General features: G+C 73.3%; 23 protein-coding genes and 6 tRNA genes. 20 read left to right on the top strand and 9 right to left on the bottom strand.

Going from position 1 to position 24,475, the window contains the following annotated elements; translation table 11 throughout:
* Positions 1 to 11: 11 nt before the first annotated feature.
* The 8 genes from ACIQR3_RS20820 (at position 12) to ACIQR3_RS20785 (ending at position 11,482) form a co-directional block, all read left to right on the top strand.
* A complete protein-coding gene (locus tag ACIQR3_RS20820; protein ID WP_403541057.1) occupies positions 12 to 1,100 on the top strand; it encodes a methionine ABC transporter ATP-binding protein in 1,089 nt (362 codons plus the stop codon).
* Positions 1,097 to 1,834 (top strand): methionine ABC transporter permease, encoded by a 738-nt coding sequence (locus tag ACIQR3_RS20815; RefSeq protein ID WP_403540908.1) that lies wholly within the window; start codon positions 1,097 to 1,099, stop codon positions 1,832 to 1,834. The genes ACIQR3_RS20820 and ACIQR3_RS20815 overlap by 4 nt, the downstream gene beginning before the upstream one ends.
* Before the next feature lie 69 nt (positions 1,835 to 1,903).
* A complete protein-coding gene (locus ACIQR3_RS20810; protein ID WP_403540905.1) occupies positions 1,904 to 2,731 on the top strand; it encodes a MetQ/NlpA family ABC transporter substrate-binding protein in 828 nt (275 codons plus the stop codon).
* Positions 2,732 to 2,885: 154 nt separating this feature from the next.
* Positions 2,886 to 3,524 carry a GNAT family N-acetyltransferase gene (locus tag ACIQR3_RS20805; protein ID WP_403540903.1) on the top strand — a complete coding sequence of 213 codons (639 nt, stop codon included), beginning with the start codon at positions 2,886 to 2,888 and terminating at the stop codon, positions 3,522 to 3,524.
* Positions 3,525 to 3,610: 86 nt separating this feature from the next.
* A complete protein-coding gene (gene cbiE / locus ACIQR3_RS20800) occupies positions 3,611 to 4,831 on the top strand; it encodes a precorrin-6y C5,15-methyltransferase (decarboxylating) subunit CbiE (RefSeq protein ID WP_403540900.1) in 1,221 nt (406 codons plus the stop codon).
* Positions 4,832 to 5,176: 345 nt separating this feature from the next.
* A complete protein-coding gene (gene cobT / locus ACIQR3_RS20795) occupies positions 5,177 to 9,265 on the top strand; it encodes a nicotinate-nucleotide--dimethylbenzimidazole phosphoribosyltransferase (protein WP_403540897.1) in 4,089 nt (1,362 codons plus the stop codon).
* 170 nt (positions 9,266 to 9,435) lie between these two features.
* On the top strand, positions 9,436 to 10,668 hold the full coding sequence (cobA, locus tag ACIQR3_RS20790; RefSeq protein WP_403540896.1) for a uroporphyrinogen-III C-methyltransferase: 1,233 nt from the start codon (positions 9,436 to 9,438) through the stop codon (positions 10,666 to 10,668).
* 1 nt (position 10,669) lies between these two features.
* Positions 10,670 to 11,482 carry a TrmH family RNA methyltransferase gene (locus tag ACIQR3_RS20785; RefSeq protein ID WP_403540892.1) on the top strand — a complete coding sequence of 271 codons (813 nt, stop codon included), beginning with the start codon at positions 10,670 to 10,672 and terminating at the stop codon, positions 11,480 to 11,482.
* Between the two features lie 5 nt (positions 11,483 to 11,487).
* Here ACIQR3_RS20785 and ACIQR3_RS20780 read toward each other — a convergent pair whose 3' ends face one another.
* A complete protein-coding gene (locus ACIQR3_RS20780; RefSeq protein ID WP_403541056.1) occupies positions 11,488 to 13,008 on the bottom strand; it encodes a serine/threonine-protein kinase in 1,521 nt (506 codons plus the stop codon).
* A gap of 197 nt (positions 13,009 to 13,205) precedes the next feature.
* On the opposite strand from ACIQR3_RS20780, the gene ACIQR3_RS20775 reads away from it, so the two are divergent.
* The 4 genes from ACIQR3_RS20775 to ACIQR3_RS20760 all read left to right on the top strand — a co-directional run bounded on the left by ACIQR3_RS20775 (position 13,206) and on the right by ACIQR3_RS20760 (position 15,528).
* Positions 13,206 to 13,454, top strand: a complete 249-nt coding sequence (locus ACIQR3_RS20775) for a hypothetical protein (protein ID WP_215168669.1) — start codon at positions 13,206 to 13,208, stop codon at positions 13,452 to 13,454.
* A 237-nt stretch (positions 13,455 to 13,691) separates the two neighbouring features.
* Entirely contained in the window at positions 13,692 to 13,901 is a 210-nt protein-coding gene (locus ACIQR3_RS20770) for a hypothetical protein (protein ID WP_403540890.1), read from the top strand.
* 327 nt (positions 13,902 to 14,228) lie between these two features.
* Complete coding sequence (locus tag ACIQR3_RS20765) at positions 14,229 to 15,161, top strand: phosphotransferase (RefSeq protein ID WP_403540888.1); 933 nt, start codon at positions 14,229 to 14,231, stop codon at positions 15,159 to 15,161.
* 100 nt (positions 15,162 to 15,261) lie between these two features.
* Positions 15,262 to 15,528, top strand: a complete 267-nt coding sequence (locus ACIQR3_RS20760) for a zf-TFIIB domain-containing protein (protein ID WP_403540886.1) — start codon at positions 15,262 to 15,264, stop codon at positions 15,526 to 15,528.
* A gap of 66 nt (positions 15,529 to 15,594) precedes the next feature.
* On the opposite strand, the gene ACIQR3_RS20755 is transcribed toward ACIQR3_RS20760, so the two are convergent.
* The 5 genes from ACIQR3_RS20755 to ACIQR3_RS20735 all read right to left on the bottom strand — a co-directional run bounded on the left by ACIQR3_RS20755 (position 15,595) and on the right by ACIQR3_RS20735 (position 16,055).
* Positions 15,595 to 15,669 (bottom strand) — tRNA-Val (locus tag ACIQR3_RS20755).
* A 21-nt stretch (positions 15,670 to 15,690) separates the two neighbouring features.
* Positions 15,691 to 15,762, bottom strand: a tRNA-Val gene (locus ACIQR3_RS20750).
* A 35-nt stretch (positions 15,763 to 15,797) separates the two neighbouring features.
* Positions 15,798 to 15,869, bottom strand: a tRNA-Val gene (locus tag ACIQR3_RS20745).
* A 1-nt stretch (position 15,870) separates the two neighbouring features.
* Positions 15,871 to 15,944, bottom strand: a tRNA-Cys gene (locus ACIQR3_RS20740).
* 38 nt (positions 15,945 to 15,982) lie between these two features.
* Positions 15,983 to 16,055, bottom strand: a tRNA-Gly gene (locus ACIQR3_RS20735).
* 178 nt (positions 16,056 to 16,233) lie between these two features.
* On the opposite strand from ACIQR3_RS20735, the gene ACIQR3_RS20730 reads away from it, so the two are divergent.
* From ACIQR3_RS20730 to ACIQR3_RS20720, 3 genes are all read left to right on the top strand, one after another.
* Complete coding sequence (locus ACIQR3_RS20730) at positions 16,234 to 17,280, top strand: chorismate-binding protein (protein ID WP_403540884.1); 1,047 nt, start codon at positions 16,234 to 16,236, stop codon at positions 17,278 to 17,280.
* Positions 17,277 to 18,098 carry an aminotransferase class IV gene (locus ACIQR3_RS20725; RefSeq protein ID WP_403540883.1) on the top strand — a complete coding sequence of 274 codons (822 nt, stop codon included), beginning with the start codon at positions 17,277 to 17,279 and terminating at the stop codon, positions 18,096 to 18,098. Before ACIQR3_RS20730 ends, ACIQR3_RS20725 begins: the two co-directional genes overlap by 4 nt.
* 64 nt (positions 18,099 to 18,162) lie before the next feature.
* Positions 18,163 to 18,987 carry a GNAT family N-acetyltransferase gene (locus ACIQR3_RS20720; RefSeq protein WP_403540881.1) on the top strand — a complete coding sequence of 275 codons (825 nt, stop codon included), beginning with the start codon at positions 18,163 to 18,165 and terminating at the stop codon, positions 18,985 to 18,987.
* A gap of 29 nt (positions 18,988 to 19,016) precedes the next feature.
* Here the strand turns inward: ACIQR3_RS20720 and ACIQR3_RS20715 are convergent, their stop codons facing one another.
* Complete coding sequence (locus ACIQR3_RS20715; protein WP_403540879.1) at positions 19,017 to 19,541, bottom strand: DsbA family protein; 525 nt, start codon at positions 19,539 to 19,541, stop codon at positions 19,017 to 19,019.
* Positions 19,542 to 19,751: 210 nt separating this feature from the next.
* Here ACIQR3_RS20715 and ACIQR3_RS20710 point away from each other — a divergent pair, with 210 nt between their 5' ends.
* Together ACIQR3_RS20710 and ACIQR3_RS20705 are read left to right on the top strand one after the other, a co-directional pair.
* Positions 19,752 to 20,210 carry a hypothetical protein gene (locus ACIQR3_RS20710; RefSeq protein WP_403540878.1) on the top strand — a complete coding sequence of 153 codons (459 nt, stop codon included), beginning with the start codon at positions 19,752 to 19,754 and terminating at the stop codon, positions 20,208 to 20,210.
* Positions 20,211 to 20,380: 170 nt separating this feature from the next.
* A complete protein-coding gene (locus ACIQR3_RS20705; protein WP_403541070.1) occupies positions 20,381 to 20,593 on the top strand; it encodes a hypothetical protein in 213 nt (70 codons plus the stop codon).
* 96 nt (positions 20,594 to 20,689) lie between these two features.
* Here ACIQR3_RS20705 and ACIQR3_RS20700 read toward each other — a convergent pair whose 3' ends face one another.
* Both ACIQR3_RS20700 and ACIQR3_RS20695 read right to left on the bottom strand, forming a co-directional pair.
* A complete protein-coding gene (locus ACIQR3_RS20700) occupies positions 20,690 to 21,250 on the bottom strand; it encodes a CGNR zinc finger domain-containing protein (RefSeq protein WP_403540876.1) in 561 nt (186 codons plus the stop codon).
* Positions 21,251 to 21,585: 335 nt separating this feature from the next.
* On the bottom strand, positions 21,586 to 21,999 hold the full coding sequence (locus ACIQR3_RS20695; protein WP_004002642.1) for an SsgA family sporulation/cell division regulator: 414 nt from the start codon (positions 21,997 to 21,999) through the stop codon (positions 21,586 to 21,588).
* A 191-nt stretch (positions 22,000 to 22,190) separates the two neighbouring features.
* On the opposite strand from ACIQR3_RS20695, the gene ACIQR3_RS20690 reads away from it, so the two are divergent.
* From ACIQR3_RS20690 to ACIQR3_RS20680, 3 genes are all read left to right on the top strand, one after another.
* Complete coding sequence (locus tag ACIQR3_RS20690; RefSeq protein ID WP_403540873.1) at positions 22,191 to 22,643, top strand: TIGR02611 family protein; 453 nt, start codon at positions 22,191 to 22,193, stop codon at positions 22,641 to 22,643.
* 107 nt (positions 22,644 to 22,750) lie between these two features.
* A tRNA-Val gene (locus ACIQR3_RS20685) sits at positions 22,751 to 22,822 on the top strand.
* Between the two features lie 344 nt (positions 22,823 to 23,166).
* A complete protein-coding gene (locus ACIQR3_RS20680; protein ID WP_403540870.1) occupies positions 23,167 to 24,468 on the top strand; it encodes an ABC transporter substrate-binding protein in 1,302 nt (433 codons plus the stop codon).
* Positions 24,469 to 24,475 lie beyond the last annotated feature (7 nt).

Below are 24,475 nucleotides of genomic sequence, written 5' to 3'. Positions count from 1 at the left end.
CTTCGAACCGCATGCACCCGTGCCCGGGCCCACCCGCGCCCGCGCACTCGACAGTGACGGAAACCCACGTGATCACCACCTCCGGCCTGACAAAGGTCTACCGCTCACGCGGTCGTGAGGTCACCGCCCTCGACGGCGTCGATCTGCATGTCCGCGAAGGCGAGGTCTACGGCGTCATCGGCCAGTCCGGCGCCGGAAAGTCCTCGCTGATCCGCTGCGTCAACCTGCTGGAGCGTCCCACCTCCGGCACGGTCACCGTCGCCGGACAGGACCTCACCGCCCTGGCCGGCCGCGGGCCCCGGGCCGGCCGGGAACTGCGGCGGGCGCGCAGCCGTATCGGCATGGTCTTCCAGCACTTCAACCTGCTCTCCACCCGGACCGTGCAGGACAACGTCGAACTGCCGCTGGAGATCCTCGGCAAGTCGGGGAAAGAACGTTCCGCCAAGGCGCTGGAACTGCTCGACCTGGTCGGCCTCGCCGACAAGGCGAAGTCCTACCCCGCCCAGCTCTCCGGCGGCCAGAAGCAGCGCGTCGGCATCGCCCGCGCCCTGGCCGGCGACCCCAAGGTGCTCCTCTCCGACGAGGCGACCAGCGCCCTCGACCCCGAGACCACCCGCTCCATCCTCCAGCTGCTGCGCGACCTGAACCAGCAGCTCGGCCTGACCGTGCTGCTCATCACGCACGAGATGGACGTCGTCAAGAGCGTCTGCGACTCGGCCGCCCTGATGGAGGCGGGCCGGATCGTCGAGTCCGGCACCGTGAGCGAACTGCTCGCCACCCCGGACTCCGAGCTGGCCGCCGCGCTCTTCCCGGTGACCGGCGAGCGCACCGGCCAGGACCGCACCGTCGTCGACGTCACCTTCCACGGCGAGGCCGCCACCCAGCCGGTCATCTCCCAGCTCTCCCGCACCTACAACATCGACATATCGATCCTGGGCGCCGCCATCGACACCGTCGGCGGCCTCCAGGTCGGCCGGATGCGCATCGAACTGCCCGGCCGCTACGAGGACAACGTCGTGCCCGTCGGCTTCCTGCGCGAACAGGGCCTCCAGATCGACGTGGTGGACGGCTCCGAACCGGTGAAGGAAGGTGCGCGATGACCTGGTCCGAGATGCAGCCCCTGCTGGAGCAGGCGTGTCGGGAGACGCTGGTCATGGTCGGCTGGTCGACCCTGATCGCGGTCGTCGCCGGCCTGCCGATCGGCGTCCTGCTGGTCCTCACCGACCGGGGCGGCCTGCTCCAGAGCACCCCGGTGAACAAGGTCCTCGGGCAGATCGTGAACATCGCCCGCTCGATGCCGTTCATCATCCTCATGGTCGCCCTGATGAGCTTCACCCGCTGGATCACCGGGACCACCATCGGCTCCACCGCCGCGATCGTGCCGCTGGCCATCGGCGGCATCCCGTTCTTCGCGCGGCTGGTCGAGACGGCGGTCCGTGAGGTCGACGGCGGACTGGTCGAGGCCGTGCAGGCGATGGGTGGCAACACCTGGACCGTCGTCCGCAAGGTCCTGGTCCCCGAGGCCCTGCCCTCCCTCATCGCCTCCACCACGACCACGGTCATCGCCCTCATCGGCTACTCCGCCATGGCCGGCACCGTCGGCGGCGGCGGCCTCGGCGACCTCGCCGTCCGCTACGGCTACCAGCGCTTCGAGACCGGCCTGATGTGGATCACCGTGGCCGTCCTCGCCGTCGCCATCTCCGTCATCCAGTTCGCCGGCGACTACGCCGCCCGAGCCCTGCACCGGCGCGGCGCCCGCTCCGGCCCCGGCCCGAAGCTGAGGCTGCTGAAGGCGAAGGAGCCCGCGGCGGCCGACATCAGCAAGGTCGCCTGACCCGGGCGCCCCGTCCCCCAGAACGCCCCTCACCCGGGGCAGCTCCACCCTGAAGGAAAGGCACTTTTCGTGCGTAACACCGCCAAGTTCACCACCGCCGTCCTCGCCGCCGGAGCCCTCACCCTCGGGCTCACCGCCTGCGGTTCGGGCAGCGACTCCGCCTCCGACACCTCCGGCCCGCTGGTCGTCGCCGCGACGCCCGTGCCGCACGCCGAGATCCTGAACTACGTCAAGGACAACCTGGCGAAGAAGGCCGGCCTCGACCTGGAGGTCAAGGAGTTCACCGACTACGTCACGCCGAACACGGCGACCGAGGACGGCTCGGTGGGCGCCAACTACTTCCAGACCGAGCCGTACCTGGAAGACTTCAACAAGAAGAACGGCACCCACCTGAAGTCCGTCGCCTCCGTCCACCTGGAGCCGCTCGGCCTGTACTCGAACAAGGCCGACAAGGCGAGCGACCTCAAGAACGGCGCCACCATCGCCGTCCCCAACGACACCGTCACCGAGGCCCGCGCCCTGAAGCTGCTGGCCGACAACGGGCTGCTCACCCTCAAGGACGGCGTCGGCACCTCGGCCACCACCGCCGACATCACCGAGAACCCCAAGAACCTCAAGTTCAAGGAGCTGGAGGCGGCCCAGACCCCGCGCTCCCTGAACGACGTGGACGCCGCCGTCATCAACGGCAACTACGCGCTGGAGGCCGACCTCAAGCCGTCCGAGGACGCGCTGGTCCTGGAGTCGGCCGAGAACAACCCGAACGTCAACCTCCTGGTGGTCAAGGAGGGCAACGAGGACGACCCGCGGGTCGAGAAGCTCGCCAAGCTCCTCACCTCCGACGAGGTCAAGAAGTTCATCGACGAGAACTACTCCGGTTCCGTCATCGCTTCCTTCTGATCCCGCCGGCACCCGCACCACGGGGTCCGCTCCCGCCCGGAGCAGACCCCGTGGTGCGGTTCCGTGGCCGCATGCTGCATGCTGGGCAGTTCAGTGAGGCCCCTCACGGTGAGGCCCCGACGGTTTCGACGGTTCGAAGGTTACGGAGCGGCGCATGACGAGCAGCACCTTCCCCAACATCTCCATCAGCACGGAGCGGTTGGTGCTGCGTCCCCTCGACGAGGACGACGTCCCCGCCCTCGCCGCCATGATGAACGACGAACAGGTCGGCGCCTGGACCGACGTCCCGCAGCCCTTCAGCGAGGCGGGCGCCCGCACCTGGATCACCGAGCACGCCCCCGCCGAACGCGCGGCCGGCCGCGGCCTCGACCTCGCCGTCACCGAGTTCCTCACCCAGCGCCTGGTCGGCATCGTCCAGCTCACCAAGACCAACTGGCACGTACGCTCCACCGAGCTGTCGTACATCGTCGCCCCCTGGGCGCGCGGCGAGGGCTACGCCTCCGAGGCCGCGCTCGCCACCGCCCAGTGGCTCTTCGGCGACCAGAAACTCGAGCGCATCGAACTGCGCACCGCCGCCGACAACACCGCCTCCCAGCAGGTCGCCCAGAAGATCGGCTGCATCAGCGAGGGCGTCCTGCGCAACGCCTGCATAGCCCACGTCCGGGCCGAGGACGGCACCTGGTCCGACGTACGCACCGACTTCATCGTGTGGAGCCTGCTTCCCGAGGACCTCGACGGCGCGGCCGAGCACCTGGCCGACACCGGCTTCACCACCTTCACCGACTGGAGCTGACCCGCTCCGTCGGCGGGTACGCTCACTGAGCTCCCTCAGGGGCCATCCCTCTACCACGACCTGCGAAAACCTGGAGACTGACGACGATGGCCGACCGCGTCACGGTGATCGGCTGGGACGGCTCGCCGCTGACCGCCGCGGCACGCTCCGCCCTCGGCGCCGCCACCCTGGTGGCCGGTGCCGGACACCATCTGGCGCTGCCCGAAGTACCCCCCGCCGCCGAGCGCGTCCGCCTCGGCAGCGTCGCCCTCGCCGCCCGCCGCATCGCCGCCCACCGGGGCACGGCGGTCGTGCTCGCCGACGGCGACCCCGGCTTCTTCGGCGTCGTACGCACCCTGCGGGCACCCGAGTTCGGCCTGGAGGTCGAGGTCGTCCCCGCGGTCTCCTCCGTCGCCGCCGCCTTCGCCCGCGCCGGGATGCCCTGGGACGACGCCCAGGTGGTCGTCGCCCACCCCCGCACCCTGCGGCGCGCGGTCAACGTCTGCCGGGCCCACACCAAGGTCGCCGTCCTCACCTCCCCGGGCGCCGGACCCGCCGAACTCGGCCTGCTGCTGGAGGGCGTGCACCGCACCTTCGTCATCTGCGAGGAACTCGGCACCACCCGCGAACGGGTCGCCGTCGTCACCTCCGACAAGGCCGCCGACCACACCTGGCGGGACCCCAACGTCGTCATCGTCATCGGCGGTTCGCCCGGCACGGCGGACGGCACCGGCTGGATCGCCGGCCGCGACCCGGCCACCGGCCCGCGCGGCTGGTCCCTGCCCGGCGAGGCGTACGGCGGCGGACTCGGCGAGGGCGAGACGGACCTGCTGCGCGCCGCCCAGCTCGCCCGCCTCGGTCCCCGGCCCGGCGACCTCGTGTGGGACATCGGCTGCGGCAGCGGCGCCTTCGCCACCGAGGCCGCCCGCGGCGGCGCCGCGGTCATCGCCGTCGACCGCGACCTGGCCGCCTGCGCCCGCACCGACGCCACCGCCCGCCGCTTCGGCGTCCAGCTCCAGATCATCCGGGGCACCGCCCCGCACGTACTGGAGAACCTGCCCGAACCGGACGTCGTCCGCGTCGGCGGCGGGGGAGTGGCCGTGGTCTCCGCGGTCGCCGACCGCCGCCCGCAGCGCATCGTGGCCCACGCAGCCACCCGCGACGAGGCCGAACTCGTCGGCCGGGACCTCACCGAGCACGGCTTCCGCGTCGAGTGCGCCCTGCTCCAGTCCGTCGGACTCGACACCCGCGCCTGGACGGAGACCGAGCGGAGCGTCGCGTTCCTGCTCAGCGGCGTCCTGCCGGAGCGGGAGGACCGCGCCCCGTGATCCGGTTGTCGTACCGCGCGCGGTAGGCTGGCCGATCGTTGTACCGCTCTCGGGCACCCGGCGCTTCGTCGGTCAATGTCCGGAAAACCCGACCGTTTTGGGCGGGGTGTGGTACGGCGAAACCTGAGGGCGCGCAACGTGGCGCAGTCCACAGCGGCCCGTCGCGGATCAAGCTGTCGTGGCGGGCGAACGACCGCGAGAATGCCACTCAATGGCTTTGTCGCCTTTTCCGGCGGGTCGTTCGTGCCGCTGGGCACGCACGCTCGTTCTTCACTACGGAGCGGTCGGTGCGCCGTTCCGGGTGAGCTGGTCGTAGGAGCACTAACCGATGGGCGAGGGGTACGCATGACCGACACCGGCCAGATCCCGGGCGAGGGGCTGCCGGAGAACGCAGGCATGGTGGAGCAGCCGGGCGTTGCCGCGCCGGGTGCGTACACCTACCTCTCCGAGACCACCGCCGAGGACGAGGACCTGTTGCTGCTGCCCGGTGCCCAGAGCGCCTGGGGCAACGAGGTCGCGCCGCCCGCCCCGGAGCCCGTCGTCGAGGCCGTCCACGAGCCCGAGCCGCACGAGACGTCCGGCCGCGACAGCGGCGCGTTCGACCTCGGCGCGGTCCGCTCGCCGGGCCCGGCCCCGGTCGCCCCGCGCCGGCCGCTGCACCTCGGCCCGCCGATCCCCGACGCCTCGGCGAGCCCGGTCCGTTCCCTCGCCGACCGCGGCCCGGCCACCGCGCCGAACAGACCCGCCGTTCCCCCGGCCACCGGCCCCGAGTACCTCGACCCGTCGCAGACGGCGGCGCCCCAGCCCCGAGTGGGCGCCGTCGCGGGGGCCGCCGAAACGGTTGCTCCGGCACCGGGTCCGGCGGGTCCGGCTGGTCCGGCGGGCGTGGCCCAGGCCGTCGTGGCCCGGGTGGCGACCCAGCCGGAGCGCTCCGCGGAGCAGCCGGAGGACGCGACGCAGGCCAGTACGGAGGTCGGTACGGAGGCCGGCGTGGTCTCCGCCGAGGCCGACGCGCAGGAGAGCGCGGGCCCGGCCTCAGAGGTGCAGGACTCGCAGGCTCCGGAGCCCGTGACCGCGCTCACGGAGACGCCCGGCGCCCCGGCTCCGGAGGCACCCGAGGGCGCCGCCGAGCCTTCGGGGGCGGACGCGCCTGGTTCCGCGGAGGCGGAGGCGTCGGAGGTGCCGGAGGCGTCGGAGGTGCCCGGTCCTGTCGAGGGCCGGGCGGCTGAGGCGACCGGTGCTGCGGAGGGGCAGGGGCCCGAGGCTCCTGACTCCGCGGCGGGGCCGTTGGCCGAGGTGCCCGGTTCCGTGGACGAGCAGGTGCCCGCGGTCCCCGGCCCGGTGGTGGGCGACGGCTCTGACGTGCCTGGTCCGGTGGTGGGCGAGGGCTCTGACGTGGCTGGTCCGGTGGCGGGCCAGGGTTCCGACGTGCCTGGTCCGGTGGCGGGCCAGGGTTCCGATGTGCCCGGTCCGGCGGTGCAGACGCAGGCGCCGGAGGCCGCTGCGGCGCCGGTGGCCCAGGAGGTCCGGACGCCGGACGAGCCGGAGGCGAGCGGCACCGACGCGGACCAGGCCCCCGGGGCCGAACCCGGTGCTGCCCCCGAGGCCGTAACTGCCCCTGAGCCCGGGGCTGCCTTCGAGCCCGGTGCTGCCCCCGAACCCGTGGCCGTACCCGAGCCCGAGCCCGCACCGGCCCCTGCGACCGAGCCCGGCCCCGAGGCGACCCCTGCCCCCGAGGCCGTAGCGGTCCCCGAGGCGACCCCTGCCCCCGAGGCCGTAGCCGCCCCGGCCCCCCCGCTGCCCGACACCCCCGCACCCCAGGCCCCCCAAGCCCCCCCGACCCCCGAGGCACCGTCCGCCGCCGCCCCCGCCACCCCGGAGGCGCCCCCCGTCCCCGGGGAACCCGTGGAGCCCGCCCCGGAGCAGACGGCCGCCGCCGTCCCCCTCGCACCGGACGCGCAGCCCCAGCCCACTCCGCAGGACCCCGCACAGCAGTGGCCCACCCCGGAGCAGACCCCCACGACGGCCACGGACGGCCCCACACCGCCCCCCGCCCCCGCCCCCGCCGAGCCCCAGCCCCACCCCGCGCCCGCACCGGCCACCCCGGAGCAGCCCGCCCCGGCCGCGGCCACCCCCCCGCACCCCCCTGCCCCGCAGCCGTGGCCGCACCCGGAGACCACCCCGGACCCGCAGCAGCCTGCCGCCGTCCAGCCGGCCCCCGAGGCGTCCGTCGCCCCCGAAGCACCCGTCGCAGAACCCGTACCGTCCGCACCGCCCGTACCACCCGCCCAGGCCCCGCAGCCCCCGGCTCCGGTCCCGGGCCCCCAGTTCGTCCAGGAGCAGCACACAGTGGAGGGCGCCCCCCAGTCCGCCCCGGAGCAGGAACCGGTGGCCACGGCCCCGCAGCCCGCCCAGGGACCCCAGTCGGCCGTGCCCGGACCCGAGGCGCCCCCCGCCGGCCCGACGCCCGCCACGGAGACGGGGCAGGAAGCCGACGGCCAGGTCCCGGCGGACCCGGCCCCCGACGCCGACCCCGCCGTCATGGTGCCCGCCCCCCGCGAGGCCGGCCCGGCGCAGGCCGCGCCCCACCCCGTACAGCACGCGGACGACCTGGACACCCGGGCCGCCGAACAAGAAGACCAGGAAGACGCACAGGCAGTGAGCACGGCCCCCGTGGCAGAAGCGGCACGACAGCCCACCGGACCGGCCGCACCCGCCTACGACGACGCCGAGCGCGAGGCCGTGCTGAAGGTCATGCGCGAACGCCGGGACATCCGCAACGGCTTCCGCAGCGACCCCATCCCGCACGAGGTGCTGCTCCGCGTCCTGGAGGCGGCCCACACCGCCCCGTCCGTCGGCCACTCGCAGCCCTGGGACTTCGTCGTCATCCGCTCCGCCGAGACCCGGCGCGCGATGCACGAACTGGCGATGCGCCAGCGCGAGGCGTACGCCAAGTCGCTGCCCAAGGGCCGCGCGAAGCAGTTCAAGGAGCTGAAGGTCGAGGCCATCCTCGACACCCCGGTCAACGTCGTCGTCACCGCCGACTCGACGCGCGGCGGCCGCCACACCCTCGGCCGCCACACCCAGCCGCAGATGGCGCCGTACTCCTCCGCGCTCGCCGTCGAGAACTTCTGGCTCGCCGCCCGCGCCGAGGGCCTCGGCGTCGGCTGGGTCAGCTTCTTCGACGAGCGCGAGATGGTCCGCGCCCTCGGCCTGCCCGAGCACCTCGACGTCGTCGCCTACCTGTGCGTCGGTTACGTCGACGAGTTCCCGGACGAGCCCGAGCTGATGCAGGCCGGCTGGTCCAAGCGCCGCCCGCTGTCCTGGGTCGTGCACGAGGAGACGTACGGCCGTCGCGCCCTGCCCGGCGAGGAGCCGCACGACCTGCTCGCCGAGACCGTCGCCCAGATCCGCCCGCTGGACGCGAAGGCGCTCGGCGAGGCGTGGGAGCGGCAGAAGCGGATGACCAAGCCGGCCGGCGCGCTCGGCATGCTGGAGATCATCTCCGCGCAGCTCTCCGGTCTGTCCCGGCAGTGCCCGCCGCCGATCCCGGAGCCCGCCGCCGTCGCGGTCTTCGCCGGCGACCACGGGGTGCACGCCCAGGGCGTCACCCCCTGGCCGCAGGAGGTCACCGCCCAGATGGTGGCCAACTTCCTCGGCGGGGGAGCGGTCTGCAACGCCTTCGCCACCCAGGTCGGCGCCGAGGTGTGCGTCGTGGACGTCGGTGTCGCCGCCGACCTGCCCGCCACCCCCGGCCTGCTGCCCCGCAAGATCCGGCCCGGTACGTCCGACATGACCACCGGCCCCGCGATGACCCGCGAGGAGGCCAAGCAGGCCATCGAGGTGGGCATCGAGACCGCCCGCGACCTGGTCGCCGCCGGCAACAAGGCGCTGCTCACCGGTGAGATGGGCATCGCCAACACCACCGCGTCCGCCGCGCTGATCTCCGTCTTCACCGGCGCCGACCCGGCCGAGGTCACCGGCCGCGGCACCGGCATCAACGACGAGACCCTCGCCCGCAAGACCGAGGTGGTCCGCCGCGCCCTGGAGGTCCACCAGCCCGACCCGGCCGACCCGATCGGCGTGCTCGCGGCGGTCGGCGGCCTGGAGCACGCCGCCATGGTCGGCCTGCTGCTCGGCGGCGCCTCGCTGCGTACGCCGGTCATCCTGGACGGCGTCAGCGCCGGCGCCGCGGCCCTCGTCGCCCGCGCCATCGCCCCCGAGGTACTGGCCGCCTGCATCGCCGGCCACCGCAGCGCCGAGCCCGGCCACGTCGCCGCGCTCAACAAGCTGGGCCTGCGCCCCCTGGTCGACCTCGACCTCCGCCTCGGTGAGGGCACCGGCGCGCTGCTGGCCCTGCCGATGGTGCAGAGCACGGCCCGCGCCATGCACGAGGTCGCGACGTTCGACTCGGCGGGCGTCACCGAGAAGTAGCCCGGCGCACGGACGGGGTGGCGGCGGTCACTCGCCGCCACCCCGGCCGACTGCGTAAAATCGCACGTCAGGGCAGCTCCAGCGCCGCAGCGCCCACCGCACGCACCCTCCTGCCAGGACCTCCGCCAGGTCCGGGCCAGGACCCCGCCCGGACGAGGAGCCGCACCCTCATGGCCGAACACCCCGCCTACCCCGTAGGCCTCCGCCTGACCGGCCGCCGCGTGGTCGTCCTCGGCGGCGGTCAGGTCGCCCAGCGCCGCCTCCCGGCCCTCGTCGCGGCGGGCGCGGACGTCCTGCTCGTCTCCCCGGAGGCCACCCCGTCGGTCGAGGCGATGGCGGACACCGGCGAGATCACCTGGGCGCGGCGCCCGTACGCGGACGGCGACCTCGCCGACGCCTGGTACGCGCTGATCGCCACCAGCGACCCGGAGGCCAACGCCGCCGCCTCCGCCGAGGCCGAACGGCACCGCGTCTGGTGCGTCCGCTCCGACGACGCCGACCGGGCCACCGCCTGGACCCCGGCCACCGGCCACAGCGAGGGCGTGACGGTCGCCGTCCTCACCACCAGCGCCCAGGGCCGCGACCCCCGCCGCACCGCCGCCATCCGCGACGCTGTCGTCGAGGGACTGCGCGACGGCACCCTGGTCGCCCCGCACCACCGCACCCGCACCCCGGGCGTCGCCCTGGTCGGCGGCGGCCCCGGCGACCCCGACCTGATCACCGTCCGGGGGCGCCGCCTGCTCGCCGAGGCCGACGTCGTCATCGCCGACCGCCTCGGCCCCCGCGACCTGCTCGCCGAGCTGCCGCCGCACGTCGAGGTGATCGACGCGGCGAAGATCCCGTACGGCCGGTTCATGGCCCAGGAGGCCATCAACAACGCCCTGATCGACCACGCCAAGCAGGGCAAGGCCGTCGTCCGCCTCAAGGGCGGCGACCCGTACGTCTTCGGCCGGGGCATGGAGGAGCTCCAGGCGCTCGCCGAGGCCGGCATCCCGTGCACCGTCGTCCCCGGCATCTCCAGCTCCGTCTCCGTGCCGGGCGCGGCCGGCATCCCGGTCACCCACCGCGGCGTCGCCCACGAGTTCACCGTGGTCAGCGGCCACGTGGCCCCCGACGACGAGCGCTCGCTGGTCGACTGGCCGTCCCTGGCCAAGCTCACCGGCACCCTCGTCGTCCTCATGGGCGTCGACAAGATCGGGAAGATCGCCGAGACCCTCGTCGCGCACGGCAAGTCCCCCGACACCCCGGTGGCCCTCGTCCAGGAGGGCACCACCGCGGCCCAGCGCCGGGTCGACGCCACCCTCGCGACCGTCGCGGAGACGGTCGTCGCCGAGGAGGTCCGCCCGCCCGCGGTCATCGTCATCGGCCCGGTCGTCGGCGTCGGCCCGCACGAAAGGGCGTGACGTGGCCGAACCCGTCCTCGTCACCGACCCCGACGACCCCCGCCTGCACGACTACACCGACCTGACCGACGTCGCCCTGCGCCGCCGCCGCGAACCTGCCGAGGGCCTGTTCATCGCCGAGGGCGAGAAGGTCATCCGGCGGGCTGCCGACGCCGGGTACGAGATGCGGTCCATGCTCCTGTCGGAGAAGTGGGTCGACGTCATGCGCGACGTCATCGAGGAGGCCACCGCCCCGGTCTACGTGGTCTCCCCGGCCGTCGCCGAACAGGTCACCGGCTACCACGTGCACCGCGGCGCCCTCGCCTCGATGGCCCGCAGACCGCTGCCCGACCCCGCCGACCTGCTGCCCGGCGCCCGCCGCGTCGCCGTCTTCGAGGACATCGTCGACCACGCCAACGTGGGCGCCGCCTTCCGCAACGCCGCCGCCCTCGGCGTCGACGCGGTCCTGCTCACCCCGCGCTGTGCCGACCCGCTCTACCGCAGGTCCGTCAAGGTCTCGATGGGCAACGTCTTCCAGGTCCCGTGGACCCGCCTGGACTCCTGGCCGCACGACATCCAGGCCCTGCGCTCCGCCGGGTTCACCGTCGCCGCGTTCTGCCTGAGCGACCGCGCCATCACCCTCGACGACCTCGCCGCCCGCGACCACGACCGGCTCGCCCTGCTCTTCGGCACCGAGGGCGACGGCCTCACCCCCGGGGCCCTCGCCGCCGCCGACGAACACGTCCGCATCCCGATGGACGCCGGCGTCGACTCCCTCAACGTGGCGGCCGCCTCGGCCGTGGCCTTCTACGCCACCCGACCGCGCCCGGCTTGATCGTCCTACGCCACCGGACCGCGCCCGCCCTGATCCGGTACGTCCGTCTCCACCTGCTGCGCCCGTACGCCGCCGCCGTGCCGGTCGTCGCCGAGTCCGCGCGACGGCCCCTGGCAGCCCTGCGCCGCCGCGATGGCCAGCGCGACCAGCAGCGTCACCACGACGAACACGAACAGCCGCTGGCGCAGCAGCCGGGGGTTGGCGGGCCGCAGCCCGGTCCCCGTGGTGCGCGGCCCGTTCCGGCCGGTCCCGCTGCGCGGCGCGGAACGGCTACCGTCGCCGTTGCCGGGCCGGGTGTTGCGGGAGGCCGGCGTGGGCCGCGCACCCGACCGGGAACCCGTACCGCCACCCGCCCGTGAGCCCGTACCGCCACCCGACCGGGGAGCCGGCGTGCCGCCCCGCACGGGCGTGCCCCCGCGCGACGGACCGCCGTCCCGGGCCGAACCGCCGCGTGCCGGCGTCACCCCCCGCCCCGCCCCGGAGCCACGCGCCCCGCCAGACCCACGGGTACCGCCCGCGCCACGGGACCCGACCGTGTTCCGCGCCCCGCCGCCCGTGCCCCGGGGCGCGGGGGTGCCCGAGGGGCCCGGCCCCTGCGGACGCCGCCGCTCACGCTCCGGGTAGGTGTCGGCGAGCTGACCGGTGGGCCGGTCCGCCTCTCCCGCGCGCGGAGCGGGCGGCCGTACGTCCGCCAGCCCCTGGGCCTCGCGGGCGGCGATCTCCTTGAGCCGCAGCGACAGTTGCAGCGTGCTGGGCCGCTCCTCGGGGTCCTTCGCCAGACAGGCCCGCACCAGCGGGGCCAGCGCGTCCGGCACCCCGTGCAGCTGCGCCTCCTCGTGCACCACGCGGTACAGCATCACTTCCGAACTGCCGTGCCCGAAGGGCGAGTCGCCCATCGAGGCGTAGGCGAGGGTCGCGCCGAGGGAGAACACGTCCGTCGCCGGGGTGACCGCCGCGCCGCGCACCTGCTCGGGGGCGAGGAACCCGGGGGAGCCGACCGCCGTGCCGACGTGCGTGAGCGTGGAGGCACCCGTCGCCCAGGCGATGCCGAAGTCGATGATCCGGGGGCCCTTGGGGGAGAGCAGGATGTTGGAGGGCTTCAGGTCCCGGTGCACGACCCCCGCCTCGTGCACCGCGACCAGCCCTTCGGAGAGCGCGGCCCCCACGGCGGCGACATCGGCCGCGCCGAGCGGCCCCTCGTCGGCGACCTTGTCGTGCAGCGACGGGCCGGGCACGTACTGCGTGGCGAACCACGGCCGGTCCGCGTCCAGGTCGGCGGCGACCAGCCGCGCGGTGCACCCGCCCCTGATCCGCCGGGCCGCCGAGACCTCACGGGCGAACCGCGAACGGAACTCCTGGTCCTCCGCCAGATCCGGCCGGATGACCTTCAGCGCGACCCGCTGCCCCTTCTTGTCGGAGCCCAGGTAGACCACGCCCATTCCACCCGCGCCGAGCCGCCTGTGAAGCCTGAACGAGCCGACGACGCGCGGGTCCTCGCGCCTCAGGCGCATCATCGCCATGTTCATCCCCGCTGCCCGGTCCCTGTGACGAGCCACAGCTTACGTTTCCACGGCCGCCCGCGCGCAGAGGCCGCGCCCTCTCGGGCCGATCGATTGTCAGTGCCGGGTGGGAGAATCGAAGGGTGGTCAGGAAAGGGGCGAACTGGCCGGATTCGGTGCCGGCCGGGGTCCCAACAGGCCGCAGGGGAAGGGGGATTGACTCCATGAAAGGTGATCGTGTGGAGATAGTCGTGGACGCGGGCGACACGACACGGACGTACGAGGTGGTGGCGAGCCGGGCGGGGCGCCGGGTGGAGACGGCGGTGCGCCGAGGGGTGGTGGAGGTGAGCGAAGTCACGCGCAACGGCTCGGTGGTGCGCACGGCACGGTTCATGGCCAACCGGGTGCTGGCCCTGGTCGAACAGCCGGTGCCCCGGGAGGACAGCTCGGAGAAAGCGGGACAGACCGGATGAGGGGCCGTGCGCCCCCTCGGGGATGACCCCGAGACCCCGGCCGTCGTCTCCACCCACGGGAGTACGCCCCAGGTGGGGGCTCATCCTCCGGGAGGCCCGGCAATCGGTACGAGGGCATGACGCCCGCCGGGGGCCGGACGCCTAGATTTGAGGTCAAGCGGCGGGTGCAGCACTCGTCCCCCGAGGTCAGACGCCCGCCGCTGCCAGGCAACAACGGAACAGGTCAGGAGAGGGACCATGGCCCAGACGGCACCGCGGACGCTGGTCCGCACGCTGGAGCGCGGGGCGTACGCCGCCCCGTTCCGCGCCCGTCGCCAGGGCCGTCGCCACCCACTGGTGGCGACGCTCATGGCCCTTCCCCTGGCGGCCCTGCTCCTCCTTGTCTTCGACGGGTGGGAGACGGTGGCCACACAGGCGTCGTCCGTGGGTGTGATGCTGGGGCGCTGAGCGGCGACCCCAGGCCCGGAAGAGCGGTCCGGGCGGGGACATCCATCCATGAAACCCCGTGGGGACGGGGGTGCGGCGGACGGCACAGATGCCGGCGCAGCTGGGGAGCTGCGCCGGCATTGCCCTGCCCGCGAGCCTCGGTCAGGACCGGAACAGGACGGGTACAGCGCACCGTCGGCCCCTCCCGCACCTCAGGCGCACCTCAGGCGAGTGTCCCAAGGCCGGAGCCGCCCCCCCGGCCGGACCCACCCCGTACGCACCCCGTGACGACGGCGTGGCGCCTACCGCGGCCGTCCCGCTCCAGACCCACCCCCGTACGCTCACCCCGTGACGACGGCCCCCCTGCTCCCCGCCCTGACCGCCCGCGTCCGGGCCACGGCCCATTCCCGCACCCCGGCCTGCCGCTCCTGCGGCGCCGCCACGCTGGCCGACCGGCCGGACGGGACCGTCGTCCGGCACGGGGACGTCGTCGCCAAGGCGCACGCCCCGGACACCGACCCCGGGGCGCTGGCCCACCGCCTCGCCCTCGCCGCCCGCCTCCCCGGCATCCTCCTGCCCCCGCTCGCCCAGGACCCCGCCGACCTGTACGGACGACTGGTGACCTGCTGGCCGTACGGCACCCCCGTGGACCCGGAAGACCCCGACGCCGCCCCCTGGGAGGCGGCCGGCACGCTCCTCGCCCGCCTCCACCGTGCCCCCGCCCCCGCCGCCCTCCCGCTGATGCGCGGTCCGGCCAGGACCGCCGCCGCCCTCGCCCGGCTGCGGGAGACCGCGCCCCACCACCCCGGCACCGCCCCCGTCCTGCGCGCCTGGACCGCGCTGCCCGCCTGGGCGCGCGGCGCGGGCCCCATGCCGGACACCGGCACCCCGTGCCACGGTGACTTCCACCTCGGCCAGCTCGTCCGGCACCCCGCGCCCGACGGCCCGTGGCTGCTGATAGACGTCGACGACCTCGGCCGGGGCGTACCGTCCTGGGACCTGGCCCGCCCGGCCGCCTGGTACGCCTGCGGGGTGCTGACGTCCGACGAGTGGAGCCGCTTCCTGGCCGCCTACCGCGCCGCCGGCGGCCCGGCCGTCCCGCCGGACGGCGACCCCTGGCCGGCCCTGGACGTCCCGGCCCGCGCCCTCACCGCCCAGACCGCCGCCCGCGCCCTGGCCAAGGCGGCCCTGGCGGACCGGCCGCTGGACGACGTGGAACGGGCCCTGGTGGACGCCTGCGCGCGCATGGCCTCCGTTCCCGCGCGCGTCCCCGGGAGTTGACGGACAGCCACGCCGAGTAGGGTGCAACCGACCGCAGCCGGACAGTGTCTGTCCTGGCGAAACACGAAGCAGGACCTACCGGCGAGGAGTTGAGCCGACCATGCAGTGTCCGAAGTGCCACGCACCGATGCACACGTACAACCGCAACGGCGTCCAGATCGAGCAGTGCAGCGGCTGCCGCGGGATCTTTCTCGACTACGGCGAACTGGAGTCGCTGACCCGCCTGGAGGCCCAGTGGTCCCAGCCGGCCCCGCAGGCCTACCCCGCCGCCCCGGCCCCCGCCTGGGGCGCCCCGCACGGCGGCCACGGCCACCACCACGGCCACCACCGCAACAAGGGCTTCGGCCACATGCTGTTCTCCAGCTGACAGTCGGCTGCCGGCTGTCAGCGGACGACGGAACCCCCGGCCGTGGAGACGGCCGGGGGTTCCGGGTGGTGGACGATACTGGGATTGAACCAGTGACCTCTTCCGTGTCAGGGAAGCGCTCTCCCGCTGAGCTAATCGTCCGGGAGTACTGCGAGTACTGCGTGCGCGATACTGGGATTGAACCAGTGACCTCTTCCGTGTCAGGGAAGCGCTCTCCCGCTGAGCTAATCGCGCGGGGATCCTCGCGGATCAAGGTCCTTGCGGACCAGTGGACGATACTGGGATTGAACCAGTGACCTCTTCCGTGTCAGGGAAGCGCTCTCCCGCTGAGCTAATCGTCCTTGGAGGTGGAGACGGGATTTGAACCCGTGTAGACGGCTTTGCAGGCCGTTGCCTCGCCTCTCGGCCACTCCACCAGGAGTGTAGGGGATCTTGTGGAACCCCTGTTCCTGCGAGCGGACGACGAGGCTCGAACTCGCGACCTCAACCTTGGCAAGGTTGCGCTCTACCAACTGAGCTACGTCCGCCTGTCGTTTCGGTCGGCTTGCGCGTCCCGGCGACGTGATGAACTCTAGCGGATTCCGGAGCCAGTACAAAAACGCGTTTGCGCAGCGTGCTGCGCTGCCCCCGCTCGCTTGCCTGGTCAGGGTGGGCGGAAGGACACGTTCGGGTCACCTCGCGGTCACCCCGCCTAGACTCGGCCATGTGTCCGATCTTCCGCCCCTGGCCCGGTTCGGCGACCGGATCGCCACCGGTCTCCTCGACGTCACGACCGACCCCGCCGCACTCGGGTCCAGCGGGTTCTGGGCCGTCTGCGCGGACTTCGAGGGCCGCCTGACCTGCGCCCGTTTCGCGGACGTCCGCGAAACGCCGGTGCCCGCGCCCCGGCCGGGACAGTGGCGCGGACCGGCGGTCGGCGACTGGGCGTCCTCGCTGGATCACGACGCGTACACGAGCGCCGTACGACGCGTCCGCGCGCACATCGCGGCCGGCGAGGTCTACCAGGCCAACCTCTGCCGCGTCCTGTCCGCGCCCGTCCCGCCCGACGCCGACGTGGACGCCCTCACCGCGCTGCTGGCCCGCGGCAACCCGGCGCCGTACGCGGGAACCCTCCGGCTTCCCGGGCACGGGGTGGAGGTGGCCACCGCCTCTCCCGAACTGTTCCTGCGCCGCGCGGGACGGACGGTGGAGTCGGGACCGATCAAGGGCACCGGCCGCACCGAGGCGGACCTGCTGGAGAAGGACCACGCCGAGAACGTGATGATCGTGGACCTGGTCCGCAACGACCTCGGGCGGGTCTGCGCGCCGGGCACCGTGACCGTGCCCGACCTGTGCGCGGTGGAGAAGCACCCGGGGCTGGTGCACCTCGTGTCGACCGTACGGGGCGAACTGCGGGCCGGTGCCGGCTGGCCCGAGCTGCTCACCGCCACCTTCCCGCCCGGCTCGGTCACCGGCGCGCCCAAGGCGAGCGCCCTCAGGATCATCGAGGCGCTGGAGACCGCGCCCCGCGGCCCGTACTGCGGGGGCGTCGGCTGGGTCGACGCCGACCGGGGCACCGGCGAGCTGGCCGTCGGCATCCGCACCTTCTGGATCGACCGGGCCGAGGGTCTGCTGAAGTTCGGCACCGGAGCCGGGATCACCTGGGGCTCGGACCCGGAGCGGGAGTGGCGGGAGACCGAGCTGAAGGCGTCCCGGCTGCTCGCGATAGCGTCGGGGAGGTACGAAGCGATCGGGGAGGGGCCGGGAACATGAAGATCTGGCTGGACGGCGGGCTGCGGGACGCGGAGTCCGCCCGGGTCTCCGCCTTCGACCACGGACTGACCGTGGGCGACGGCGTCTTCGAGACCGTGAAGGCGGTGGACGGGCGCCCCTTCGCACTGACCCGGCACCTCGACCGGCTGGCCCGCTCGGCGAGGGGCCTGGGCCTGCCGGAGCCCGACCTCGACGAGGTGCGCCGCGCCTGCGCCGCCGTACTGGAGGCCAACCCCATGCCGCTCGGCCGGCTGCGGATCACCTGCACCGGCGGGCACGGCCCGCTCGGCTCCGACCGCGGCGAGCACGGCCCCACTCTGCTGGTCGCCCTCGGCGCCACCGCCCGCCGCCCCGACTCCACGGCCGTGATCACCGTCCCCTGGACCCGCAACGAGCGCGGCGCGCTCACCGGCCTGAAGACCACCTCGTACGCCGAGAACGTCGTCGCCCTCGCCCGCGCCCGCGAACGGGGCGCCTCCGAGGCGCTGTTCGCCAACACGGTGGGGCGGCTGTGCGAGGGCACCGGGTCGAACGTCTTCGTCGTCCTCGACGGCGAGATCCACACCCCGCCGGTCGCCTCCGGCTGTCTCGCGGGCATCACCCGCGCCCTGGCCGTCGAGTGGACCGGCGCCGTGGAGTCGGACCTTCCGCTGGACGTCCTGGACCGCGCCGACGAGATCTTCCTGACCTCCACGCTGCGCGACGTCCAGGCCGTGCACCGGGTCGACGGCCGGGAACTGCCGGGCGCCCCGGGGCCGGTGACGGCCAAGGCGATGCGGATCTTCGCGGAACGGTCCGGCGCCGACCTCGACCCCTGACCGGCACGGACCGACCGTCAAAACCGGCTGCTCCCGGGCGGTCGCGCGGGGTAGAACACCCCTGATGACCACCACCCTGCGGCCGACCGAGCCGCTTCAGCGCGCCGCCGACGGAACGCGTTCACGCCACTACCAGGTGTGCGTGAACAGCCGCCCCGTCGGCGCGGTCCACCTCGGCACCTCTCCCGCCTTCGGCGACGCGGTCGCCGTCATCCACGACCTGCGCGTCGACGAGGCCGACCGCCGGCGCGGCCGGGCCACGGTGGCCGCGCTCGCGGCGGAGGAGGTGGCGCGCGGCTGGGGCTGCGGGCAGCTCACCGTCACCGTCCCCGCGGACGCCGGGGCGGCCCTGCGGCTCGTCGAGTCGCTCGGCTACCTGCCGCGCAACCGCGGCATGGAGAAGCGGCTCGGGGACACCCCGCCCGCCCTGCCGGCGGGCAGCCGTCCGCGGCCGATGACCCGGGCGGAGTTCGACGCCTGGTGGGCGCACGAGTCCGAGCAGTACGCGCGCACCTGGATCGAGCGGGGCATACCCGAGGACGTGGCGTACGCCAGGTCCCGGCACGACCACGAGACGCTGCTGCCGCGGGGGCCCGAGACCGAGGACATGCTCTTCAGCGTGCTGGAACACGAGGGCGAGCCGGTCGGCACGCTGTGGCTGGCGCTGCGCCCCGAGTCCGGGTACGTCTACGACGTCGAGGCCGACGCCGCCCACCGGGGCCGGGGGCACGGCCGGTCGCTGCTGCTCCTCGCGGAGACGCAGACGATCGCCGCCGGACGCCGGCTGCTCGGCCTCAACGTGTTCGCCGGCAACACCCCGGCCGAACGGCTGTACGAGTCGCTCGGCTACGAGACGACCCGGTACACCTTCTACAAGCCGCTGCTGTAGGCGCGGGGCGAGGGGCGAGGGGACCGGCGTCAGCCCCGGTCCCCGCCCAGCAGCCGGTCCGCGATCTCCTCGATACGGGCGCGGAGCCCCTCCTGGCTCTTGCCGCCGTCGAGCCGCTCGCCGCCGATGACGTACGTCGGGGTCCCGGTCACGCCGATCGCCTTGCCCTCGGCCTGGTCGGCGTCGACGACCAGGATGTGCCGGCCGTCGATCAGGGCGGTGTCGAACTCCTCGGCGTCCAGGCCGAGTTCCCGGGCCACGTCGACCAGGAGGTCCTCCCCCCGGCGGTCCAGCTCCGCCAGCCGGCCGAGCACCGCTTCGACGTACGCCCAGCCCTGCCCCTGCACGGCGGCCTCCTCGGCGGCCTGCGCGGCGGCGAAGGCGTGCTTGTGCTTCTCCAGCGGGAAGTGCCGCAGCCGCAGCTCCAGGCGGTCCCCGTAGCGGGCGCGCAGGGCGTGCAGATCGTCCAGGGAGGTCCGGCAGTCCGGGCACTGGAGCTCGCACCAGACGTCGAGGACGGGAGTGGCGGGGCCGGTGGGGGAGGAGTCGCTCATGCGACCAGTGTCCCAGCCCCTGCTCCCGACCTCCTCGTCCCGTCCGCACCGGCGAGTACCGGGCCCTGGGACCTGAGGAGGAGGCGCCCCCGAGGCGACCCGGAGATGTCCCTGATGTCGGGCCGGGGCATGGCCGCACCGGGTGGGGACGGTGCAGGATGGAAGGGACGAACGTGGCTGCCCGACGGCGCCCCAGCCCTGGAGGACCGGATGATTGCCGAGACCGTCTGTTCCGCCGTGTCCGCGGCCGGCCTGGGCATCGCGGCGATCACCGCGTACCGCAGGCGCTTCCTGGCGGCGGTGCGCATCGCCGCCTACTCGCTGATACCCGTCGGCCTGGTGATGACCGGCGTCGTCGAGTGGCTCGCCGACACCGCCTTCAGCCCGATGGCCTGGGCGGGCTTCGCCGTGCTGGGCGTGGCGTGGCTGCTGTTCATGGTCACGCGCGCCGTGGAGCGGCGCCGCGGCGGCACCCGCTCCACCCGCAAGGAGCGCAAGGAGGCCGCGCGGGCGGCCGCCCGGCAGGACGCCGTGGCCCCGGGAGCCTCGGCGCCCTCACTGGGCGCCGGGTCCGCCCCGCGTCCGGCGCCGGCCCGCCCCGCGGGCAAGCCCCGCTCGGAGGACGACTTCAGCGACATCGAGGCCATCCTGAAGAAGCACGGCATCTGAGGCCGCCCGTCCGCCGTCGGGGTTCACCGCCTCGCTCGCCGCTCGCCGCTCGTTCCACCGAAACGGCCCCGTTTCACTGAAACGACACAGTGAGCTGGTGAAACGTCCGGAAATGATCACAACTCGAAGCGAAGATCATGTATTCCGGCGAACACAGGTGCCTTGCTGGCGTGTTGATCGCGTCGGGCTCCGAACTGCGCCATCATCGCCGCGAGATGCTGGACACGACACAGCTGGACACCACAGAGAGCGATACCGCCTCCCGGCCTCAAGAGCCACGCGGATGCCTCTTCGCCCTTTCCCAGCCACCGCTGATGATCTTCCTTGCGGTGATCGGGTTCCTGCTGCTCATGGCTTCGCTGCACGACCTGCTGTTGCTGTGAGCCGTACCCGCGTTCCCCGGCGCCACCCGCCGGGGGGCGCGTCGGGACCGTGTCCGGGGGAGGCATTCGGGCCGCCTGGGCGGCCCCCGGGCCCGCTCAGCCCGCCGCTTCCTTGCGCCGCGCCCGGTAGGCCGCCACGTGCAGCCGGTTGCCGCAGGTCCGGCTGTCGCAGTACCGCCGTGAGCGGTTGCGCGACAGGTCGACGAAGGCACGCCGGCAGTCGGGCGCCTCGCAGCGCCGCAGCCGCTCCCGCTCCCCGGCGACCACGAAGAAGGCCAGGGCCATCCCGCAGTCGGCCGCCAGGTGATCGGCGACAGAGGCACCGGGAGCGAAGTAGTGGACGTGCCAGTCGTAGCCGTCGTGGTCGGTGAGCCGGGGGGTGGTGCCCGCGGCGGCGACCAGTTCGTTGATCAGGCCGGCGGTGGCGCGGGTGTCGGTGGCCGCGAAGACGGAGGCGAACCGGCCGCGCACCTTGCGCACCGCCGAGAGATCGAACTCCGAGAGCACGCCGACATCACTGACCTCGTGGTTCCGTACGAAATCGGTGAGGGCGGCGACATCCGGCAGCCCGTCCGGCGACGACTCGTCCTCCGGTGCGGTGTTCACCAGATCCACCACGGTGTCGAGCGCGCACCGGGTGTCGTGGGTGATCAGCACGTTTCGCTCCCTGGCCTGGGGACGGGCGGGCGCCCGCGGATGCTGGCCGATGGTAGTGGCATCCGCGGCCGGCCGTACGGCCCCGATGCCGTCCGTCGTGCCCGCTCCGTGCCCGCCCGCTCCGCGGCCGCCCGTTCCGTGCACGTCTGTGCCGTGCCCGCCGTCCTGGTGCCCGTACAACGGTGGGGGATCGGCCGTGGTTCCCGCCCGTAAACGCACACCGGCGCCGCCCCGCGGTGGTCCGCGGCGGCGACGCCGGTGTGTGCCGTATGCGGCTGTCCCGGCCCGGTCCGTCACCCCGAGTCGACGGCGCCGGGCGGTTCGGGGGTCTCGCCCTAGCTTTCCGCCAGGATGTGCGAGAGTTCCTGATCGAGGTCGAAGTGCCGGTGTTCCGTGCCGGGCGGCACGGCGGCGTCTGTGCGCTTCAGGAAGGACTCCAGAGCCCGCGCCGGGGCTTCGAGCAGGGCCTCGCCCTCCGGAGAGCTCAGGGCGATGCACACGACGCCCTGACCGTGACTGCGCGACGGCCAGACACGGACGTCGCCGGTGCCGGTGGGGCGGTGCAGCCCCTCGGCGAGGAGATCACGGGCGAACACCCACTCGACGGTCTCCTCGGCTCCGGTGTGGAAGGTGGCGTGCACGGCGTAGGGATCGGCCGTGTCGTACCGCAGGCCTGCGGGGACAGGCAGGGAGGACTCGCTCGACACAACGAGGCGCAGGTGCAGCTCGCAGCTGACCGTGGTGTTCATAAGCGCCAGGGCCTTTCGCTCAGTGTGCGCTCGGGGATTCGCACGTCGGCGAAATCGACATGCCACCTACGGTGCCGTTGTAAACCCCTCTGAGTGTTTTGCGTGCCTTTACGTACCCCTTCCGGCCGAGGAATCGCGGGCGAGCTGCGTCCATTCCGGTGACTCGTTTCGCTCCGGTAGGGTTTGGCCGTATGAACACGGGGCGTAGTGAGCCGGTCGAGGTGGCCGTGATGGCGGACGGGACGAAGGCGGACAAGGCGGCGGACGAGCGGGGCCTCGGGTCGCGGGCGCCCGAATTCGTCAAGGCACGCCGCGTGCTGCACATGAGCTGGCAGGTCGGGGTCTTCGTCGTCGGTCTCGCGGTCGTGGTGGCCGGCATCGTCATGCTGCCGCTGCCCGGACCCGGCTGGGTGGTGATCTTCGGCGGCATGGCGATCTGGGCCACCGAGTTCGTCTGGGCCCAGCTGGTGCTGCGCTGGACCAAGCGGAAAGTGACCGAGGCGACGCAGCGGGCCCTCGACCCCAAGGTGCGGCGGCGCAACATCATTCTCACGGTGATCGGCCTGCTGGTCATCGGCGCGATCGCCGGCTTCTACCTGTGGAAGTTCGGCCTGGTGATGCCGTGGAAGATCGAGGACCAGTGAGCTGAGTCGGGCGGGGCCCCGGGGGCGCCCCGGGGTCTCCGCGCGAGCGAGTGGCTGGTCACGGTCACGGGCACCCCCTGACATGCGGTAATGTTCTTCCCGCACCCGGGCGATTAGCTCAGTGGGAGAGCGCTTCGTTCACACCGAAGAGGTCACTGGTTCGAACCCAGTATCGCCCACCGGGATCATCAGGCGGCCCGGCTCACGATCGTGAGCCGGGCCGCCTTGTCGTTGTGGCGGCCACGCAACGGCTTGGCCGGCCTTCATCCAACCGTGACCTTGCCGCGCGGCCGGCCGGTCCGGTCCGGCGCCGTTCGGTCCGTCGACCGCACGACGCGGACCTGGGTTTTCTCGGCCGACGCGCGCCGTCGCGGCGGCGGCCGGGGTGTCGCGGCCCGGCCGCCGCCGCACATCAATTCCTGTCCGAATCATTGACGCGCCCCTGGGGCCTCCGTACCTTGTGCCAGCAAGCGCTTACTTGAAACGATTCATGGGGCGAACGCAACGTCGCGGGGAGGCTCATATGCAGCAGGGCGGGAATGTCGAGGGGCGGGTCGGAAGGCGAACGGTCCTCAAGGCGACGGGGGCCTCGCTGGCCGTCGCGGGGCTGGCCGCGACGGCCACCGCGTGCGGGGGCGGCAGCGGCTCGGGCGATGGCACGGTGACGATCCGTTATGCCTGGTGGGGCGGCGAGCCGCGGGCCATCGCCATCAAGAAGACGATCGCCCTCTTCGAGAAGAAGTACCCGAAGATCAAGATCAAGCCGGAATTCACGGACTACGAGGCGTTCTGGGAGAAGTTCCAGACGCAGGCCTCCGGCGGAAATCCGCCGGACGTTTTCCAGAATTCCGTCACCTTCCTGCGCAAGTACGACAAGCGCGGTGTCCTGATGGACCTCAAGACACAGGCCGACGCGGGAAATCTCAGCCTGGAGAACTTCCGCAACAATGTCCTGACCGTCGGTCAGGTCGACGACAAGCAGGTCGGCATACCCGTCGGCGCCAACACCATGGCCCTCGTCATCGACCTCAAGGCCTTCAAGAAGGCGGGCCTGGAGCCGAAGCTGGGCTGGACCTGGGACGAGTACTTCGACGCGCTCCAGACGATCCAGGACAAGCTGAAGATCGCCGGAGACACCGGCTACTTCAGCATCATGTACCTCTACGACCTGTATCTGCGCCAGAACGGCAAGGCCTTCTACACCGACACCGGCCTCGGCTTCACCGAGGACGACCTGACGCAGTGGTGGGAGGACGGCTACAAGCGCGTACGGTCCGGGCTCGTCGCCGACCCGAAGAAGATCGAGCAGGTCAAGCCCAAGTCGGGCCTGTCGGCGGGGCTCGCCGCGGGCGAGTTCACCTGGGACAACTTCTCCATCCGCTACGAGGGCGAGGGCGAGTCGGACTACGGGCTCGCGCCGATCCCGACCACGAACGGCAAGGACACCGGCCAGTACCTCGGTTCGCTGATGCTCAGCGCCTTCAGCGGCACCGAGCACCCCGAGGAAGTCGCCCAGTTCATCGACTTCATGGTCCACGACCCCGAGGTCGGCAAGATCATGGGCTACGACCGCGGCATCCTCGCCACCAGCGAGCAGTACGAGGCGTTCACCCCCACCGACGACAACAACAAGGGCGTCAAGGCGTACGAGGAGGAGGTCGCCGCCGCCGGGCTGCTCGGGAAGATCACCCCGCACCCGTCCGGCTCCGACGTCATCGAGGCGGCGTTCCTGCGCATCGGCGGTGAGGTCGCCCAGGGCAAGGCCAAGCCGGCCGACGCCGCCAAGACGCTGTTCAACGAGGCCAAGGCCGCTTTCGCGGGCTGAGGGGACG

The sequence above is a fragment of the Streptomyces sp. NPDC090994 genome, assembly GCF_044768905.1.
Taxonomy (GTDB): Bacteria; Actinomycetota; Actinomycetes; order Streptomycetales; family Streptomycetaceae; genus Streptomyces.
The sequence above is the reverse complement of the archived record's forward strand: the minus strand, read 5'-3'. Positions and strand labels throughout refer to the sequence as shown.